23 protein-coding genes and 1 tRNA gene are annotated in these 19,458 nt (G+C 33.0%); 3 read left to right on the top strand and 21 right to left on the bottom strand.

Translation table 11 applies throughout. The features are described 5' to 3' along the window. Positions 1-161 precede the first annotated feature (161 nt). The 10 genes from ASJ80_RS01410 to ASJ80_RS01365 form a co-directional block, all read right to left on the bottom strand. Positions 162-1,118: a methionine synthase gene (locus ASJ80_RS01410; RefSeq protein ID WP_069583508.1), complete on the bottom strand. Its 957-nt coding sequence runs from the start codon at positions 1,116-1,118 to the stop codon at positions 162-164. Between the two features lie 177 nt (positions 1,119-1,295). Further along, on the bottom strand, positions 1,296-1,994 hold the full coding sequence (locus ASJ80_RS01405; protein WP_069583507.1) for a TetR/AcrR family transcriptional regulator: 699 nt from the start codon (positions 1,992-1,994) through the stop codon (positions 1,296-1,298). Positions 1,995-2,236: 242 nt separating this feature from the next. Further along, on the bottom strand, positions 2,237-2,926 hold the full coding sequence (locus ASJ80_RS01400) for a DUF1847 domain-containing protein (protein WP_069583506.1): 690 nt from the start codon (positions 2,924-2,926) through the stop codon (positions 2,237-2,239). 257 nt (positions 2,927-3,183) lie between these two features. Beyond that, complete coding sequence (locus ASJ80_RS01395; RefSeq protein WP_069583505.1) at positions 3,184-4,062, bottom strand: alpha/beta fold hydrolase; 879 nt, start codon at positions 4,060-4,062, stop codon at positions 3,184-3,186. A 38-nt stretch (positions 4,063-4,100) separates the two neighbouring features. Then, positions 4,101-4,997 (bottom strand): SAM-dependent methyltransferase, encoded by an 897-nt coding sequence (locus tag ASJ80_RS01390; RefSeq protein WP_069583504.1) that lies wholly within the window; start codon positions 4,995-4,997, stop codon positions 4,101-4,103. Between the two features lie 139 nt (positions 4,998-5,136). Beyond that, complete coding sequence (locus ASJ80_RS01385; protein WP_069583503.1) at positions 5,137-6,033, bottom strand: class I SAM-dependent methyltransferase; 897 nt, start codon at positions 6,031-6,033, stop codon at positions 5,137-5,139. 353 nt (positions 6,034-6,386) lie between these two features. After that, positions 6,387-7,181, bottom strand: coding sequence for a TetR/AcrR family transcriptional regulator (locus ASJ80_RS01380; protein WP_069583502.1), 795 nt, complete (start codon positions 7,179-7,181; stop codon positions 6,387-6,389). Positions 7,182-7,226: 45 nt separating this feature from the next. Further along, the gene (locus tag ASJ80_RS01375) at positions 7,227-8,069 is read right to left on the bottom strand and encodes an MBL fold metallo-hydrolase (RefSeq protein ID WP_069583501.1); all 843 of its coding nucleotides are present in this window, start codon (positions 8,067-8,069) and stop codon (positions 7,227-7,229) included. Positions 8,070-8,151: 82 nt separating this feature from the next. Next, positions 8,152-8,790, bottom strand: coding sequence for a class I SAM-dependent methyltransferase (locus ASJ80_RS01370; protein WP_069583500.1), 639 nt, complete (start codon positions 8,788-8,790; stop codon positions 8,152-8,154). Positions 8,791-8,846: 56 nt separating this feature from the next. Next, complete coding sequence (locus tag ASJ80_RS01365; protein WP_069583499.1) at positions 8,847-9,272, bottom strand: pyridoxamine 5'-phosphate oxidase family protein; 426 nt, start codon at positions 9,270-9,272, stop codon at positions 8,847-8,849. A gap of 339 nt (positions 9,273-9,611) precedes the next feature. Between ASJ80_RS01365 and ASJ80_RS01360 the strand changes: the two genes are divergently transcribed. After that, entirely contained in the window at positions 9,612-9,914 is a 303-nt protein-coding gene (locus ASJ80_RS01360; protein ID WP_069583498.1) for a carboxymuconolactone decarboxylase family protein, read from the top strand. A 12-nt stretch (positions 9,915-9,926) separates the two neighbouring features. Further along, on the top strand, positions 9,927-10,319 hold the full coding sequence (locus ASJ80_RS01355) for a hypothetical protein (RefSeq protein WP_069583497.1): 393 nt from the start codon (positions 9,927-9,929) through the stop codon (positions 10,317-10,319). A gap of 5 nt (positions 10,320-10,324) precedes the next feature. On the opposite strand, the gene ASJ80_RS01350 is transcribed toward ASJ80_RS01355, so the two are convergent. From ASJ80_RS01350 to ASJ80_RS01320, 8 genes are all read right to left on the bottom strand, one after another. After that, positions 10,325-10,816, bottom strand: a complete 492-nt coding sequence (locus ASJ80_RS01350) for a hypothetical protein (RefSeq protein WP_069583496.1) — start codon at positions 10,814-10,816, stop codon at positions 10,325-10,327. 67 nt (positions 10,817-10,883) lie between these two features. Continuing rightward, on the bottom strand, positions 10,884-11,051 hold the full coding sequence (locus ASJ80_RS16765; RefSeq protein WP_179288723.1) for a hypothetical protein: 168 nt from the start codon (positions 11,049-11,051) through the stop codon (positions 10,884-10,886). 430 nt (positions 11,052-11,481) lie between these two features. Further along, positions 11,482-11,979 carry an L-2-amino-thiazoline-4-carboxylic acid hydrolase gene (locus tag ASJ80_RS01345; RefSeq protein WP_069583495.1) on the bottom strand — a complete coding sequence of 166 codons (498 nt, stop codon included), beginning with the start codon at positions 11,977-11,979 and terminating at the stop codon, positions 11,482-11,484. Positions 11,980-12,343: 364 nt separating this feature from the next. Next, positions 12,344-12,646: a DUF1894 domain-containing protein gene (locus ASJ80_RS01340; RefSeq protein ID WP_048080812.1), complete on the bottom strand. Its 303-nt coding sequence runs from the start codon at positions 12,644-12,646 to the stop codon at positions 12,344-12,346. Between the two features lie 42 nt (positions 12,647-12,688). Then, complete coding sequence (locus ASJ80_RS01335; RefSeq protein WP_069583494.1) at positions 12,689-13,162, bottom strand: DUF1890 domain-containing protein; 474 nt, start codon at positions 13,160-13,162, stop codon at positions 12,689-12,691. Positions 13,163-13,190: 28 nt separating this feature from the next. After that, complete coding sequence (locus ASJ80_RS01330) at positions 13,191-14,273, bottom strand: hypothetical protein (protein ID WP_069583493.1); 1,083 nt, start codon at positions 14,271-14,273, stop codon at positions 13,191-13,193. Positions 14,274-14,755: 482 nt separating this feature from the next. After that, positions 14,756-15,835, bottom strand: a complete 1,080-nt coding sequence (locus ASJ80_RS01325; RefSeq protein WP_069583492.1) for a hypothetical protein — start codon at positions 15,833-15,835, stop codon at positions 14,756-14,758. A 165-nt stretch (positions 15,836-16,000) separates the two neighbouring features. Beyond that, positions 16,001-16,492: a GNAT family N-acetyltransferase gene (locus ASJ80_RS01320; RefSeq protein ID WP_176720230.1), complete on the bottom strand. Its 492-nt coding sequence runs from the start codon at positions 16,490-16,492 to the stop codon at positions 16,001-16,003. A 242-nt stretch (positions 16,493-16,734) separates the two neighbouring features. Here ASJ80_RS01320 and ASJ80_RS01315 point away from each other — a divergent pair. Continuing rightward, positions 16,735-16,807, top strand: a tRNA-Ala gene (locus ASJ80_RS01315). A 282-nt stretch (positions 16,808-17,089) separates the two neighbouring features. Here the strand turns inward: ASJ80_RS01315 and ASJ80_RS01310 are convergent. Genes ASJ80_RS01310 through hypA form a run of 3 tightly spaced genes read right to left on the bottom strand, consistent with a single transcriptional unit; the run spans position 17,090 to position 19,169 of the window. After that, positions 17,090-18,115, bottom strand: a complete 1,026-nt coding sequence (locus ASJ80_RS01310; RefSeq protein WP_069583629.1) for a DUF354 domain-containing protein — start codon at positions 18,113-18,115, stop codon at positions 17,090-17,092. A 24-nt stretch (positions 18,116-18,139) separates the two neighbouring features. Further along, positions 18,140-18,796 carry a hydrogenase nickel incorporation protein HypB gene (gene hypB / locus ASJ80_RS01305; protein ID WP_069583491.1) on the bottom strand — a complete coding sequence of 219 codons (657 nt, stop codon included), beginning with the start codon at positions 18,794-18,796 and terminating at the stop codon, positions 18,140-18,142. Continuing rightward, positions 18,789-19,169 carry a hydrogenase maturation nickel metallochaperone HypA gene (hypA, locus tag ASJ80_RS01300; protein ID WP_069583490.1) on the bottom strand — a complete coding sequence of 127 codons (381 nt, stop codon included), beginning with the start codon at positions 19,167-19,169 and terminating at the stop codon, positions 18,789-18,791. The genes hypB and hypA overlap by 8 nt, the downstream gene beginning before the upstream one ends. Between the last annotated feature and the right edge of the window lie 289 nt (positions 19,170-19,458).

Here is a 19,458-nt window from a genome sequence, read left to right as displayed (position 1 = left end):
CTAAAACCGCAGGCAATATCAAAATCAAACCTTAGCAACTATCAAAACCTCTCAAAATTCGAAGCTATAAAAAATTGTGGTTTCCAATAATAAGTTAGAAATTGTAGATTTTTTATCAATTTGTGGCAACTGCCAAAATTTTAATTTTAACGTGCCAAAAATTAGAAACCTTTAGCAACGTCTACCATTACTTTAAGCTTTGAAAGAGCTGCCTCCCTTGACCTCAGCCTCATTCCACAATCAGGGTCGGCAATCATGTTTTCAGCACCGATAAGGTCTCTACCTCTTTTTATCAGGTTTTCCACTTCGTCCCTGCTTTCAATTTTATCAGTTTTGTTATCCAGACACCCGAACCCTATTTTTTTTCCGCGGAGATTCACATTTTCAAGCGCGTTGATATTGGCCGGGATACCTGCAAATTCAAAGTCCGCGATGTCTACCGGAAATTTTAAAAGATGGTCAAATATATCCACCACTTCACCACATACATGCATGGATACTGGCACGGACAAACCATCTGCTATGATCCCTACAGCTTTCTTTGCAACGTTAATATCTACAACTCCAGTAGAAATAAAAGGTTCGTCTATTTGTACCACTGCAGCCCCTGCATTTTCAAGATGTTCCGCTTCTTTCTTTAAAGCATAAGCTAAATCTAGGACTGCATCTTCTTTTTTATCATAGTATCCTTCAATTCTTGATGAAAAAACAAGTGTAGAAGGGCCTGTTATTATCCCCTTAACTCCTTTAACACTGCCTTCAAGGGTCTTCTTAGGTTTTTGGCCGTATTCATTTGAGATTCCCTTTGCTATCTTTATAGCAAATTTAAGATCATTTGCACATACTGATTTAGGTGAAGGCATTATCTTTCCCACAATTTTGGGAGTGTTATCTTCAACAGTCATCCCATAAATAGAACTGGCAAAAATTTCCACCATCCCATCCCTTACCTGTCCATCAGATATTATATCAATACCTGCATCGATTTGATCCTTCACTGCAAGCTCTATAGCAGGTTTATACTTATCATAAGTTCCGAAAATATTAGAAATTTTATCTGAAAATGATGATGGGTTTTTCAGTAAGGGAGGGTAACTTCCAACGACTGTAGTTAACATGATTGGCCTCAAATAATATTTTAATTGTTAATTTTTTACTCTAAACTTCTATACTTCATATGATTTTGGATCTATAAAAAAATATGCTCTTAGTTCCAGATATTTTTGTCTTAATTATTTTTTAAGTATTGACTTTAAATTGATTTAAATAGAACCTGTAATTAAAAAGAAAATGAATTATTTTTCTTCAGCTGATTGTGGACGCACAGCACGACGCATTAAATCCAAAACCACTTCTAAGAAATGTTCTGGATCTATATTCTCTGCTTTTAAAATTCGCTGTGCATAAGGAATTGGTTCAAGTGCCGTAAAAAGTGACATCCTCATAAATAGTATTGTTGGCAAAAGATCTAATTCAGAATTTATGCAGCCCTCTTGAATGCCCCGCTTGTAGATATCTTCCATTAACTGTGACATTTTTTTATCCTCTATCAAAAGATCTCTTATATTCTCATCTGAAATATCTTGAAAATCATTGATATTACACCCATTATCACTGCAGGTAACATTTATATTCCCAGTATCATAATGAACTAAAAGTAATTCTTTAAATGCACTCCACTTATCCGGATGTTTTTCTTTAAATTTAAGTACAACATCAATCGTAGCTTTTATTTTTTTACATGCATTCAAACAACTCGCACTTTCCTCTTCCATTATTACTCTCATTTGCCTATTAATTCTAGCATTAACTGCTGCACAAAGCGAATTTTTATTTTTAAAGTACACATAAAGAGTGCCTGTGGCTACATCTGCTTTCTCTGCCACTTCTTTCATAGTCATGCCCTGAACTCCTTTTTGGGCAATCATTTTCTCAGCCACATCCATGATTTCATTTCTACGCTCTTTTTTTCTGCGCGCCATTCTCTCGCTCATGAATCAACCTTTATTTATTCTAATATTTATGTTATTCTTTCTCAAAAATCTATGATTCTGTATGTTTAATATTTTCAAGATTTAAGTGATAATATGCCATTATATCTTAATCTACGCTATTTTAGAGCCCATATACAAAAAAGATAAAAAATATTCATTATAATATAAAATAAGGTGCAAAAAGAAATTTAATAAATAATAGATAACTATTTCCATCATATTTTACATAAATATACTTTGTTTTACTCCATTTCCGGTTTCATTAATCTTTTAAAGAAATGACTAGATCCATAGAGTGCTGCAGCAGGGTTATGTAATGTTCGTCGGTCTTTGACAATTAGTGGAGTGACAGGTGCTTCAGAGTGTTTGATAAACAGTGCATCATGGCCAGTACATAGACCCAAAAGGACATTAAGGTCCGTTTTCTCATTATTCAATAAAAATGCCTGCCCTATAGGATTACACAATGGAATATCTTTTTGCCCACCTGAATTTACATTTAAGTTGTTTGCTGACTCAAAATCCAGTTTTAAATCAATATCATGTAATCCAATATCTCCTTCAAAATTATTACCAGATTTGCAGCATACTGATTTAACTTCAAATCCTTTTGTCTCAAGTATTTCAGTTAAGATTCTTGATTCAGAAATTAGGGCTATGCATGTTGCTATACCAAGCTTTTTATACCCCATTTCTCTTGCAAAATTTATTACATCTTCTATACGTGTCCATGAGTTTGCAATACCTTTAATTACAGTACAAGCAGCGGCTGACATCATCTTTTGATCATCTAGATTGAAATATTGTTTTAAAGCTGCATCCAGTACATCTTCTCGTGTATTCATCGGGCAAAATTTGGGCGTATTTAAAGGTTTATTTTCTAGGCATGCAAATACTCCACACTTACTGCATTTTACAGATTCATCAGACATAGAATCACCCCTATAGTTTTTTAAACTCAATTTTAATTATTGAATTATATTCATTTATGAACTATGTTCAATATTAGATGATAGTTCATTTTATATAAAGATTGTCATTTGAATAATATTGATTAAAAATAAGAAGAAAAGTAAAAAGGAATAAAATCGCAATTTTATTAATTAACCACAATCCAGTAGTCCACAAATGAAATGTTTTAAGTTCTAAAGGATTTTATACAATTACATTGAGTATAAATATATTAAGATCACTTCAGAAACTTTAGAACCATTTCATCCACCATTTCGGCCTGTACTGACACCAAATCATGGCCTGCACCTGGAATAATATCTGTTTTTATTTGAGGGGCCACAGTATTAAGATGTTGAACTGCTTTTTCGGCAGAATAAATCTTCTCATTTTCACCTACTACATAAAGCATTGGTACTCCTATGCTTTTCCATTCATCATCATCGAAAACTGTTGGTTCCGGAGGACGTCTTGTTTTAAAAGATTTTGACGCCAGAAACATAGCATCCACTAATTCACTCATTGCTTCCTCATCTTTCTTCACTGCATCTTCCATAACCCAGTACATTAATCTTTTAGTAAAATAGCGGACAGGCAGCATGCTAAAAATAGCCCTTATACCAAAAGCAGAACTTACTGGCAATACGGTAGCAGCTGGTGCTAATAATGTAACTTTATTGAGTCTATCTGGGAATCTGAGTGCATATAGACCTGCCTGCCAGCCACCATACGACATTCCCATAAGATTAATATTATTACCTAACTCAAGGACATCAAATAACTCATCAAGCCAGTTTACAAAGTCGTTTGAGTCCTTGATGGTTTTAGTATATATACTTCGCCCGTTTCCATAAATATCATCTATGGCATAGGTTCTATAATCTTCAGATAAACTTTCAATGTTTCGCAGCCACATAAGTGAATTACTACCCATTCCATGTAAAAGAACCAATGGAGGAGCATCTGCTGGCCCACTAATGCGCACAAATGTTTTACCATAAGATGTATCTATCATTTTAACTTCAGAAGGAAGTGGCCAAAGCTTTGCAGTATCATCGTATAATTTCAGATACGCTTCTTTTGCATCTTGGGATTTAAAGGGATGATAATTTTCCATAAGTCAATCTCCATCTTAATTTTTTAGGGTTAACAATTTTATTCAACAACAGCATGTGCAAAGTATAAAAGCTCACACACCTCTCTGTTTTCATTTTTACCGCGGAAATACATGTCTTTGTAATTTTCACTGGTTACATTTTGAATTCCTGAAAATCCAAATTCTATAAGAAAGTCTTGGATCTTTTCTTCTTCAATTCCAAATTGGAGCGGTTCTCCCTGTTCTGCCACATGATTTCGGATATTTGTCCCTATTTCTAATTTACAGGTCCCATCAACTACAGATTCAGGATAATAATCAAAAATAACCTTACTACCCTTACCAGAATTTTCTACAATAAATAGGAGAGTTTTGGCTACGGCCTTAGGAGGAATGTACATTATAAGCCCTTCCATAATAAATAAAGTCTTTTTTAAAGGATCATAGCCATTATCAAATAATTTTTGACCTAGAGTATCCTTTTCAAAATCAACAGGCACATAAACAACATGATCAGGACGAGAACCAAAAATATCTCCAATCTTTTGAATTTTAAAACTCTGAGTGTTAGGATGATCAACTTCAAACACTTTTATATCCTTTAATTCCTCAATTCTATATGCTCTAGTATCATATCCTGCACCAAGCACAACTAACTGCTCAATTCCTTCAACAATTGATTTTTTAGTAAAATCATCAAAATATCTAACTCTAGCCATTATTGAGCTGCTAAGCCCTGGAAAGAGCTTTTCCATTTGTTCTACTTTTTCTTTGGCTTCTTTCGGATGTTTCATCCCAAATTTTATTATCTCAGGACTGATAAAATGTACAGCATAAGGATCATAACAGATTCTTTCACCTTCAGGCTTAGCTGATTCACCAAATCTTTGCATTGCAATTCCTTCAGCCATTTTACTTGGGTTTTCCCTATTAACTTCAACTTTATTTTCAGACATTTAAAAACCTCAAAAATTTTTTATTTTTGTGGTCCTCGAACACTTTGTGTTCGAGACATCGAAAAAAATTTCATTTTTTCGAATGTTCAGGAAATGCATGCATTTCCTTCTACCTCTTTTTTAAAATTTAAGCGTCATTCTATTCAACCACTGCATAGGCGAATGATGATAAACTATTGACCTCTCTATTCTTGTTTTTCCCATGGAAATAGGCTTTTTTATAGTCTTCGCTGGCCATATTCTTGATATTCTTGAATCCTCTTTGAACTAGAAATGATTGAATTTCTCCATCTTTGATACCAAAAAGAAAAGGCTCTCCAACTGCCATAACTCCATTTCGCCAGTTCTGTCCTGCTTCAAGTTTACATGTACCACCAACCACAGATAGTGGGATGTAATCAAAAATTATGGCACTGCCTTTGCCGGAATTATGTACTATGAAAGATAGTATCTCGTCCACGATTTCAGGAGAGAGATACATTAAAAGCCCTTCCATAATAAAAAGAGTTTTCAGAGACTTGTTATAGCCACTTTTCAGAAGCTGCCGGCCGAACTTATCCAATTCAAGGTCCATTGGAACATATGTTACATGATCAGGAAGTGAACCAAAAATCTCAGTGATCTTCTCGATTTTTATACTCTGGGTGGCAGGATAGTCTACCTCGAACACTTTAACATTATCCAACCCTTCAATCCGGTATGCTCGGGTATCATATCCAGCTCCAAGTATGACAAGCTGTTCAAGGCCTTCATTAATGGATGACTTTACAATATCATCAAAAAATCTAACTCTAGCCACAATTGAGTTACTGGCCCCTGGAACTAAGCTTTCATTTTGAGCTACGAACGCTTTATACTTCTCAGGGTTATGAGCCGCAAAATCCAGCACCGCCTGGCTGACAAAGTGAACAGCATACTGATCATGACAAATACGCTCATCTTCAGTTTTTCTCGATTCACTCATCCTTACCACAGCTATTGTCTCAGCCGTTTTACTGGGGTTTTTTCTATTTACCTCAATTTTATTTTCGGGCATTTTTTCACTCCATATTACAAGCTATTTTCAAAAAAAAATGCTTAATAACAATTTTTGATAATCTGTTTATTTATTCAATGACACCATGTCACTGACATAATGTCATTTAATGACATTGTGTCATTATATATTTAAAGTTTTTGATAAAAGAGTCCATCATTAATTCTGAACTAAAATTAAAAATAGCATAAAATTCAAATTAAAACTATATAAACTGACTATTAACTATTATTTGTATAAAATCAGCATGTTAACTAAAAAAAATAATCATTATAATAAAGTAAAATCAAAATTCACCCATCTAACATTAAATTATACAAAATATACAATCAATACATACATAATCAAATAAATTATTTAGTTTTCCTTATATTCTTTCTGTTACTAATCATATTACCCATTAACTCTCCAACATCCTTTAAAAATTCTTTCTGACTGATATTCTGGCTTTCAAGTAAATCTTTAAGGTCTGGAGGTAAATTATCAATACTATTTGCAATTAAAGTTTGCAGAACAGTCACTTCAACAGAATTGACATCAGGCCTAACTATCCCTTCTTTTTTACCTTGTTCTACTGCACTACTAAAAATATTCAACATCTCCCGGCGCAAAATAAGTATTTCATTTAAATATTCGCTGGTTGTGAATTTTGGTATTGGAAAATTAGGTATAATACCTTTCTCTAAATTTCTTATATATATTTCTTCAAATTTCTTTTTATATTCAGAATAGAGTTTACCTTCAGAAGAAGGAAATAGTTTATATTCTGAAGGCTCAATGCCCGCTAAATCAAACCTTCCAGACAGCAAATAATTATATGCTTTAAGATAATCCTGATGTTCTTTAGCAAAGTTATAATAAGCATTTCTAAATCCTGCAAGTTTTGAAAAACTGCTTTTTCCTTTCTTCACTTCATCATTAATCATTTTATATAATATTCTGGTTCCACGAAGGACAATTGCAAAAAATAATTCTTCTTTATTCTCAAAATATAAATAAAGCGTAGATCTACCTAATTTCACTTCTTTAGCTATATCCTTTAAAGAAACGTTTTCATAACCTTTAGAAAAGAATAATTTCTCTGCTGCGTTTAATATATCATTTCTTCGCTGTTCCTTTTCTAATTCTTTCCTGGCTATGAGTGACATTATCTTTTCACCTGTAAAATGTATCAATATTAGTTTACATTTAATTTATAAAGTAATTTCCATCCCAGTATAAATGCTTTTTAACTTATCGCTTAAAATTGGTTTCATTATATTAAATCCACGTTCTCCAGTACAATGACCCGTGTAAATTTGTCCTGTAGCTTCCAATTTTAACCACTCCGCTATTTCTTCAATTTCTTCTTTTTTGGCCACCTCAAATGTACGGGCTCCCGCCTGGAGATGAAACCCTCCAATCACAGTACCTATCTTTTTATCAGGAAAAACTTCTTTAGCTGTGTTTACGATATTTTTTGTTCCACTGTGCCCACAACCAGTTAAAACAGTTAAATCCTTATCATTTTCTATTACCATAAATAACTCATGTTTAAAATTATCCATTACTAATTTTCCATTTATTTCTTTAAATAAAACATGATTACTACAAGAGATTGGGAAATCTTTCTTGATATTTGGAACTAAAAATACATCCTGAGCAATTTCTGCGGTTTCATCAACAAAATGTAACCTTTCCATATGTTTTTCAGGTATCTCACTGTCAATACCTATGTATTTTTCCCCTTCAGGGCGTTTAGAATAATAAGAACCTAAAGCTTCCTTTTTAAGGTAAACTGGTGCTTTATCGTTAATCTGGAAAAATTTTAGAAGTCCTCCAGTATGATCGTCATGTCCATGAGAAATGATTACAGCATCCACTTTCCGTAGATCAATGCCTAATCTTGACGCATTTTTTATTGCACTTTCCTGAGGGCCTCCAGTATCAAAAAGGATTTTATAGCCATTTTTTTCAATAAATAGTGAGATCCCATGTTCTGCAATTAAATCAGAATTTTTTAGCTTGGTATTTTCAGTCAAAACAGTTATTTTCATTTTATCTCCAGATTTCAATTGATATAAATTATAAATATCGCCCATCTATAATCCCAAACTGACATATATAACAAATTAAAAGCTATTTCCGAGTTACTGCTTTAATATAATTAGCTGTAACATAGTTAGGGTTCGTTTCGTCACAAATAATTTCTTTACGGAATACCTCAAATCCAGTCTTATCCAGCATATCTACTATCTTTTCTTGATTTAAAAAATGACTTGTAGTGGGGATCTTACGATAATTTACAAGCGCTCTAAACCTGAATTTTAAGTCCCCATAAAACGATAGAAAAGAAATATCTGGATCTACTATTATGAGTAAACCTCCAGGTTTTAAAACCCGGCAGCTTTCTTTGAGAGCCTTCTCTGGTTGAGTAAAAAGAAGAACCAAACCCATAAACACAGTATCAAATGTTTCTTCATCAAACTTAAGGTCCTGACAATCCATAACCTGAAATTCAAATTCTTTTAGTTTTTCCATGGCAATAGACAGCATTTCCTCTGAAATATCAGTTGAAATAATACTTTCTGACTTATTTGCGAGTGTTTCTGTGAAATAACCAGTGCCGCAGCCAAGTTCAAGAAGGTTTCCTAAATTGTCTTCTTCATTTAACTTTTCCTGTATTTTTGGCCTTATTTTTTCTCCCATGATATTATCTATAGCTGAATCGTATCTATTTGATAATTCTGCCCAAAATTTAATGAATTCTTCCGCCAAAGAAACCCCTCTTATTACAAAGCATGCTCCAGATAAAAAAAGAATATAAATTGTATTCAGCCAAAATTAATGAACTTTTTAGGCTCAAAGTTGGTTGTCATTGTCCAGAAGTAGGCTTTACCTTTGGCAATGCGGAAAATTATAAGGCCTGGACTATCAAATGTCATACCAAATTCCTTAAGGAATGGCCTATCTTCTAAAACCTTTTTTTTAAGATCGGGGTCATCAACAAATTCTATTTCACCAGCTACCCTCATCATTTTTCCTGTCGCTTCATCTGGCTGCCAGAAACATGCCTCTACTTTAGGATTTGCTTGAAGCTGTCCGTACATGTCTTTCATACCCCCAATCTGGAAGTAAAATCCATTTTCATCTGCAAACCAGAAACCCAATGCCCTTACTCTAGGTTGATCCCCTTCTACTGTTGCTAGATAGCAAACTGGTGTTTCATTTGCAAAATTTATACAGTCTTTAAAATCCATTTTTAATTCCTCCTATTTTATTTATCTGCTACTTAACTTTAATTTTATTGTTTTTTTTAAATATTAGTAGTATTCCATATTTTTTTATTAATTTCAATTACAAAAAATGCGCATCATTAATACTAATGAAAACATTTATCTGATATGAATTCAAATCCACATTAATGAAATTAAAGGGTTTAAAACCCATTAAATGATTAATATATTTTACCCTTCAAAATTAGGTTTCGTAATAATCCATAAAACGTGGAAATAACCCTTTATAAAATTGAGTAACTATTCAGATTATTATTTCAAAGAGGTATACAAATCAAAAGTTAAACTTTAGGAGCAAATAAAATGGCAGAACAAAAACCAAGACCATACAGATTTACAGAAGCAATAAGTGAAGACTTAAGTACTGCGTTCAATAATCTAGCTTCAGAAATAATGAAAGAAGGAGCATTATCCCCAAAAGAAAAGTCATTAATAGCACTGGCCTGTGCAGTAGCCGTTAAATGTGAACAATGCGTGAAAGCACACAAAAAACAGGCTTTAATGGCTGGTGCAAGTAAAGAAGAAATGCTGGAAGCTGCAGCAGTAGCAGGACAAGTTCGCCTTGGATCAGGTTTCACTTTCGCATCTTTCCTTCTTGATGATTAAAATGGTGAAATAATGACCAACAACATAAAATGCCATAAATGTAACAGGGAAATCCCTGAAAATGAAACTTTTATATCCCGAGGTAATACCCTCTGTGAAGACTGTTACATCGATGCAACACACAAAATTAGGGTATGCAACCCCATGGGAGAAAGAGCCAAGACAGCTTTCAGAAAAAGCCATGGACTCGGAGGAACTGATGGTTTAACAGATCTTCAAAGAGAAATATACCATTACACCCAGTCAAAAGGTAAAGTAACGAGACCTGAACTCCTCAAACAGTTTAAATTATCAGAAAATGAGTTGGAAAATAATTTTGCTTTCTTAAGACAGTCCAAGTTGTTGAAAGGTAAAAAAGAGGATGATATTGTTTATATCACTCTATGGTCCAACCAGGATCAATGATTTCTCTATTTTTTCAATCCTATAATGCTTTCACAGTAATCATCACCAGTGCACATTCTTTTAGTAAACATTTGAGTGTATTTTGGGTTAAGGGACTCAACAGCACTGGTACAGTAAGCCTGACAAAGATCGGGCATGCTGATAACGGGGATATACATCTCTGCATTAACATTAAAGTTAGGACAACTAGTACAACGATCTATAACAAGTTCACTGGCTTCATCTTGAGTTTCATGTTCTGATTTTCCCATAGTTATCATTCCAACAATTTTCAACGTATTATTGACATCTATTGCATTTTCAGAAGGTAATTTCAAAATATCTGCAATTTTTTTTACTTCTCTACCACCTTCAGCCCATACTATCTCTTCTACGTTCCTAACAGCTTTTTCATCCATAATTTGCCTAAATGATGTGCCATAACCTAAAAAAAAGCTTTGAAATGTCTTTATGGCGATTTTCCACTTTAATTCAGCAGGTATATTATCCAATTCCATAATAGCACCTCCAAAATTTTTGTTAACAAAAATTTTGGGATTCTCAAAACCCTAAGTTTTGTATGCATCAAAAATCTTCGATTTTTGAATGTTTCGGAAAATTAGAACTTACGAAAAACTTAATTTTTCGTGCTCCAAAATCGAAGATTTCAAGAGATTTTCCTTCAACCTCCAAAAATCCGTAGGATTTTTGGGCCGTCGAACACATAGCCCTCAAAAACTGCCAAAAAATCATGGATTTCCTTCAACAGCAAAAAACTTTGTTTTTTGCGGTTGAGGAACTACGTTCCTCAAACATCAAAAATTATAAATTTTGACAGTTTTCGGGCCCTACAAATCTTTGATTTGTGTCCGAGGAAACATAGTTTCCTACGGCTTCGAAAATCATAGATTTTCAAATACTAATGTATTTTCTTCAACATGATTACACAATGATAATACTTTTGTTGATAATATGTCATAAAATATATGGCTTTTTGTTGTGTTACATACCTCATGAAAACATGCAAACAGCTTGGTAAATTCATATTAAAAACTTTTTTTCTTTTTGAAGCTGCTAGAAACCTTCAGCTATTACGTGTCATTCAATACTTTTAAACCTAGGGCATAATCTCTGGTTTTAAAACTGCCCTTGCAATTGTACTAACTATAGATTAGACAATGAATCATTTTATTTTTTTTAATTCAACAACGTATTCACAGTATTTATCGCCTTCACACATTCTTTTACTGTAACTCTGCGTATATTTGGGATTTAGTTCTTCTACAGCACTGGTTGAAAAGGTCTGACAAAGATCAGGCATGGTTATAATTGGAACATTCATCTCCTCATGGTAATTTAGATTTGGGCAGCGGGTTATACGTTGAACTACCTTATCACTGCTGGATTCAATGATTTTATAGTCCATTTTTCCCCATAAAATCATCCCTATAACTCCAAATGCATCATCCACCTCCTTAGCATTTCCTGCAGGCAAACCCAAAGATTCAGCCATACTCTTTATTCCTTTTCCCGCCTCAGACATGATAGCCAATTCAATCTGCCGAACTGTATCTTCATCCAATATTTGCCTGAGAGCCATCCCATAACCTACAGCTGATGCCATGGTCGCTTTTGTTGAAATTTCCCACCGTACTTCAGCAGGAATATTCTCTAATTCCATACTATCACCTCAATCTTTTATTTATAATGATATTTATTAATAATACATCATAAATTATGTGGTATACTTATAAATAGTACAATAAGATGATAATTAAAAAATTGATGTGTTAATAAATCTAAATAATTTAAAAAAAGAGTTCATTGATTTAAATTAAAAATTTAATGCTTAAAAGACATCATTAAAGTTTGTTTAATTCACTCTCTAATTATTTTAAAATTAAAACAAGAATATCCAAAAAACCTAAAATAAAATGTTAATGCTAAAGAAGCATTATTACATTACTGGTATCTATAAAATCAGTTCAAACTAAAACATTTAATAACGTAGTATCAATTAAATAAATGTTAATGCTAAAGAAGCATTATTTAATATTTAACTTCTTTACATTGTCTATTTCTTCTTGACCAACAGGTATTTCAACTACTGCAGTTCCATGGCAAGGTTTTGTATAAGGAAACAGTACAGTACCTTTTTTTTCATTGATACCTACAGATATTGGAGGTATTCCAATAATTCTAGCACCTAAAACCTTATCTCCCGGATTAACGTAGATTATTTCAAGAGCATTTTCTTTAATAACTTCGATAGCTTCTTTAAAACCTGTTCTGGCTATTAATACTTTATAATCTTCAGATTCTTGCAAATATGTTTCAAGGCAGAACATAAAATCCCCCTAAGATTGATTAATTCCTATTAAATTTTAAATTCAAAGAACATTGGATTCTTCAAGCTTTTTGATGGTTTTATCAAATTTCACTCTGAGTGGAGTCGGATTGTGATAAGCCCTTGCAGATACAATTTCTGCATCTGTACTTTCTGAAACGGTATCTATAAATTCAGCAAGCTTATCCGCATCTTTTTCAAAAACTATAGCTATAGACTTTGTATCCAATATACTATAAAAAGTTACAAAGTATGAAACAGCTGCATCTTTATGAATAAACCCTACTAAAAGATCAAAAGTACCTTTGTCCAGTTTTTCAATACATGAATCGATATCTACTTTATTTTGAATATATAACTCCGCAGGATCTCCCACTTCCAGCAGTTTCATTGCAGAAGGAGTACTTGCCGTTGTAACTTCATACCCCATTTTTTTAAGTTTATATGTAACATAAACAGCCATTGGAGTCTGAGAAGGCGATTCAGGGCATCCCAATAATATCAATGCTTTTTTCATTTTTTTTTCCTCCAATCATATTTCAATTTTAACGCGTACTTCTTTTTACCATTACAACATGGCCTAAAACCAGTGCACCCAGAAGCATGAATGTTAAAAGAGCCATTCCATTTATATCCCTGTTAGAGAAGAACAGCCCCATTATTGCCTGGGTTGAAAATGCAGTGAGCGCCCCTATAAGCAAAGCTTCCCTTCCAAGATAATTCCTGTTACCGCTTTCCCTCTTCTCACGGTATGCCAGCAGTATTTTAAACCCTACAAAAATCACGCCAGCACAGTATATTAAAAGGCAGATCAATGTAAGGTACCCAAAGTCAAATGCCCATCCAAATATTCCCGGCAAGAAATAATCTATTACGTCTTTTTTACTTACTAAAACTCCATAAAATACTGGGAACGGCAAAGTAAGCATCGTGATCAATGTTAAAGGTAAACTCACATAACCACTGGCAAATCCAGTGTCAGCTGAAGCCCAGTAACTTGAACCCTGAATATGGCCTAAAAGGGCTGAATTCTTTAAAACCATGGTAATACTTGGGAGAGCATTTTCTTCAAGCCGGCTGAACCTTAAAATAGGGCTTAATACAGACATATTTAAAGCATCAGCTAATATTTGAAGAGCTCCAAAACTTACAACCACCAATCCGATAATTGTAACTACTCTTTTAACTGTAAGGAATGATTTCTGGCGGAAGGATTTTGATATAATAAAGAATCCAATCAAAAGCCCTAAAAGCCACAGGATCAGGAAAACCCTGTGTACTATTCCCCCAGCAATTGCAATTGCACCTATAATCAGGAATATGAATATTCTCAAATTAGCCACTCTTATACCTACTTCTTTCATCATTGGCAAAGCAGCGAGTAAAGTTACAACAGCAAATAAGGCTATTGGACCATAGGGAATACTGAATTCATGGGCATATGACACGAATAAAAGCCCAGCATCAACACCAAACAGCAAAGCAAGTCCTACTGCCAAAATAAGCGTTGCAAAAAGCACGAGACTCAAAGATATTGGAACTATATTAAGCAGTAATATGATCCCTATTTGTATTATAAGTCCTACTTCTATTATGAATTGTAAATGATTTTGAGCGATTAAAACCAATTCTATTCCTCCAAGCCCTCAAACATTTATGTTTGGGGCATCAAAAATCTACGATTTTGACGCGACAAATTGAAAATTTGTCAGCCCTTGAACATGTAATATTTTAAGAGGCCCACTAAATTTCAATTTTGTACGGTCTCTCATGAGAGACTTATTATTCGATTATTCTGAGTATGATATAATTTAATTTGATGAAATTATTTCCATGTGATAGAAAAAATTTAACATTTAAACATTCTTAATCTCAAATTTTACTTTTATATATACGGACTCATCTATACATAAACTCATTTAAAAGTTTTTTGGAGAGTTCACCCTTATTAATTTATTAAAAATAAACTATAATTTGTTCATATTACTATAACTTATTAATGGTATTAAACATTTGATATTTGTGATATCCTGACTTTTGTATCTGGAGTTACAGTTTCATGTTTAATAAAACTTAATTTATTGAGTCTTATCTAAAAATCTATAATGTTTTATCTTTTTTTTACCATCAGAATATGACCCAAAACCATTGAACCTAAAAACATGAAAGTTACAAGTGCTTTTCCATTTATATCCCTATTTGAGAAAAACAGACCTTCTACCGCTTGAATTGAAAATGCAGCGAGTGCCCCTATAAGTAAAGCTTCCCTTCCAAGGTAATTTCTATTACCAATTTCCCTTTTCTCACGGTAGACAGCAAGTATTTTAAATCCTATGAAAATAACCGCAATACACCCCAGTAAAAGGCATATCAATGCAATGTATCCAAAATCATATGTGTACCCAAATATTCCTGGCAGGAAATAATCTATTACATCTTTTTTATTTGATAAAACCCCATAAAATATTGGAAATGGCAGAGTGAGTGATGTAATTAATTGGTAGGGTAAACTTATGTAACCGCTGGCAAATCCAGTATCCAGTATGCCCCAATAACTTGAACCCTGAACATGGCCGATAAGTGCCGCATTCTTTAAAACTAATGTAAGACTTGGAAGTGCTTGTTCTTCAAGCCTTGTTACCCTTAAAAGCGGGCTCAAAACAGACATATGCAAGATTTCAGATAATAATTCAGAAGCTCCAAAACCTATAATCATTACCCCTATCACTGCAATTACTCTTTTAACTGTAAAAATAGATTTTTGACGGAACGACTTTGATATGATAAATAAACCAATCAAAATCCCTATAATCAACACTGGAAAGAAAATTCTATGTACTATACTCCCAGTAATTGCAATTAAACCTATAAGAAGAAATACAAATATTCTTAAGTTAGCCACTCTTATACCTACTTCTTTCATCATTGGTAGAGCAGCCAATAAGGTCACAACTGCAAATATAGCAATCGGACCAAAAAAATGAGTAAATTCATATGCATTATGTAAAAGTAAAAGAGATACAGCATCAAAACCAAATAACAACGTGATTCCCACTGCTAAAATAAGCATTACAAAAAGCACCATACTCAATGATATTGGAACAATATTAAGCAATAACATTACTCCAACTAACGTCATAAGCCCTACTTCTATTATAAATTGTAAATGATTTTGAGCAATTAAAACCAATTTTATTCCTTCTAAAAATTTGTTATTTTAGTAATATAACTGGTTAATTAATAAAAATCAGTTATAACCTGTGAAAAACTTAAATGTGAATTTTAAGTTATCCAATATTAAACATTATTATTATTAAATTAATTAGAGTAAATTTACTTAAAAAGTTTGCGGAATTCAACCTATTAACTTATAAAAAACAACCATATGCTGTCCCATACCATTATAATTTTTAACAGCGTTTGTACCCAAAATATTTATGGTTTCCCTGCTCTTGTCTTCCAGAAATCCCAGTTTTTTATAAAAAGATATAGAATTCCAGTTTACAGGCTTTGTAATTAAATAAATCTTTTTACATTCTTTTAAAACCGCTTCATCAGCGAATCTTTCTACCAGTTTCCTTCCAACATGTTTACCCCTCATTTTCGGGTCAACACATAGGAGATGAATATATGCTTCTTCAGGATTTTCTTGAGATATAAACCCTAAAATAAATCCACCCAGTTCCCCTGAAGGTAATTCCGCCACAAAAGATGTGCTTCTAAAAAATTTAGTAAATATATGATAAATAGAGTTCCTTTCAGTCTCCATAGGGCTGCAGTTTTCTGCCAGATCAGCTATTTCAACAAAATCTTCTTCCAATGTACTTCTTATTTTAATATCTTCCATATTTTAATCTCCACTATATTAAAATAGTAATTAGACATCTATAACCAGAAAGCATTACAAATAGTAATTATCAAGGATATTAAATCCATTAATAAACCTTATTTCTTAGAATGTTATAGTAGTCCCATGAAATCATAAAGATAACCTCAAAATGAACACACATGCAACATTAGGTTTAAATATCATGATGTCAAAGTGTTAATATACTCGATATTATATTTTATAATATCAAGTTTAAATAAGGGCTGGTAGCTCAGGTGGTAGAGTGTCGCCTTGGCATGGCGGAGGCCCCGGGTTCAAATCCCGGCCAGTCCATCATTTTAAATTAAAAATCTAATTTTGAAATGCAAACTGATTTTTTATTGAATTTTATAATATCATTTTTTACAAACGCATTATACTAAAAGAAGAAATTTAAAGATTTTTATTTATAAAAAAAGTAAGTTTTAAACTACTAACCATTTGCAGACTTGTAAATGTGATCTACAACCATTTCAACCTTTTTTCAGAGAAAAAAGGATTGATCAAAAAAAAATCCTCGTTCAAAAATAAAAAATTTGAATGTTATTTCTTTCCTAGAAAATAAATTTTAAACTACTAACCATTTGCAGACTTGTAAATGTGATCTACAACTAGATTAAATAAATCCTCTGTTTTTATTTCTTTTACGTTCCCGCCGTCCGATAACAATTCAAATGCAATATCTATAATTTCATCTACATTTGTAGATCTCTTCATAAAGCCGTTATCTACATAATATTTATCCACAGATAATAATTTTCCAGGATAACATGAAATAACCGGAGTGCCTAAAAGTACAGCTTCCCTGTTCATCGTTCCCCCGGCGCCGATTACAAGATCGCATTTTTTCATGAGGCTGAATGTATCTACAGGAGGTTCTATTAAAGTGACGTCAGGATCGTTTTCAAATATCTGCTGCTGCTCTTTAAATCGCGGGATCACCAGTATATTTGCATGGTCTTTTAATGCATCTACAATTGGGGATAAAACAGATGTTTTACAATCTGCATCCAAATAAGATGCAAGAGCAGGTTCAGTTCTCATTAAAATTGTTTTTTCTTTCTTTAAATTTAATTCCAGATCATCGAAGATATCTTCATTATATTTAAAGTCTTTAAAATGAGTAAGTTCAGAAGTACCAGTATACCTGATTAAACTGTTTGGATCAGCGCCTGTTTTAAGAACATCCCACACATCAATCGCTTTAGGGATTATTATTTTATCACAAAGGGATAAAGTAAGCTTATTTGCAGCGATAGCATGTTCATTATCTAAAACAAAAACACTTGGTATTCCTAAACCAAATGCAACTCTTGGAAGCTCAATTGAGTGTTTTGACACTGCTACATCGGGTTTTTCTTTTGCAATTAGTTTTGAAAGTTCATATGCTCTTTTTGTACTTTCCTCAAGTTTTTGTGATAATGTAACTCCATGTTTTCCAACCGATGTGTACTCTATTTCAAAAAGGTCAAGGAGTTTATGTATATCTCCAAATTTACGGGTTGTTATAAACACCTCTTCCCCTTCATTTTTCAAATAATCAATTATGCTCTTAAAAAATCTCACATGCGGCGCATTTACTAAATCAATCCAAACTTTCAATACATCACCTGCTATTGGCCTCAATTAGGCTTCATCCATAAATTTCTGGATGCTTTGTATAATCTCATCCAGTCCTTCACCAGTCTTTAGGCTACTTTTTATGACTATTGCGTCAGGATTAAGCTCTAAAACATCATTAACCATTTTGTTTTCGTCAGCACCGACCGCTTCTGCAATATCGACTTTATTAATAACCACAATATCCGCATCCTTAAAGATCAGAGGATGCTTTTCGGCTGTATCGTCCCCTTCGCTCACGCTTATTACAACCATCCTTATATGTGAACCGAGGTCAAAATCAACGGGGCAGATAAGGTTTCCAACATTTTCTATGAAAAGTAATTCCATATCATCAAGTGGAAGGTCATGAAGAGCATGTTCTACAAGATGAGCGTCTAAATGACATTCTTTTCCAGTGTTAAGTCCTACAACAGGTACATCGTGTTTTTCAATTCTTCCAGCGTCGAATCTGCTTATTACGTCACCTGCTATGACACCTATTTTGTAATCCATTTTTTCTATGAGTGCTTCTATAAGTGATGTCTTTCCAGAGCCTATTGCCCCTAAAAAATCAACTGCAAATACGCCTGCTTTATCGAATATTTTCTGATTTCTTTGTGCAAGTTTCTTATTTGCAACCATGATATCGTGTTGTATTTCTACTTCTGCTATTTTATGCATCTTCATCCTCCTTCTCTATTTTAATAGTTTTAACGTTACATTCTCTTCCTTTAATTATTTCAACATTTCGTTCTTCACATTCCGGACAGGAAACAATTGGTACATAATGATCTGAATCATCTGAAACTGCCAGTCCTTCAAAGTCACAGGACCTGCATTTTATCTCAATCGGAATTTCGTTAACTATAACTTCAGCTTTCTCAAGAAGAGTATCTTCACTTAAAACTTCAATCATGAACTTAAGCTGTTCTGGATTAAGCATGGCAAGTTTTCCAACTTCTATAGTTACTTCAGTGATCTCCTGAGCGTCATTTTTTTCTGCAACATCAATTGCAGTCTTTACTATGGCATCAGCCATTGAAAGTTCATGCATTCTAATACACCATCCTTCAAAGTACAGTATTTAATAAAAAATTTATTAATCAATCGTTATATGATTTAAAATGTTACCATTCAATTATTTCATAGAACTGAATTCAATTTACATATAATTTCTTATCTTATAGAACTATATGTATAAAATACTTATTAATAAAGTTAGCAAAATATGGAATAGTTAACTTCATTATGATTATGAACTTTACTAAATAATTGAAATTAGGATTTTAATTACATTATAGGTTAATTTCATAATATTAAAAGTTTTACATCCCTATAAACAT

Source organism: Methanobacterium bryantii, from assembly GCF_002287175.1.
GTDB lineage: Archaea > Methanobacteriota > Methanobacteria > Methanobacteriales > Methanobacteriaceae > Methanobacterium_D > Methanobacterium_D bryantii.
Note: the sequence above shows the minus strand (reverse complement) of the source record. Positions and strands in the feature narration are given on the sequence as shown.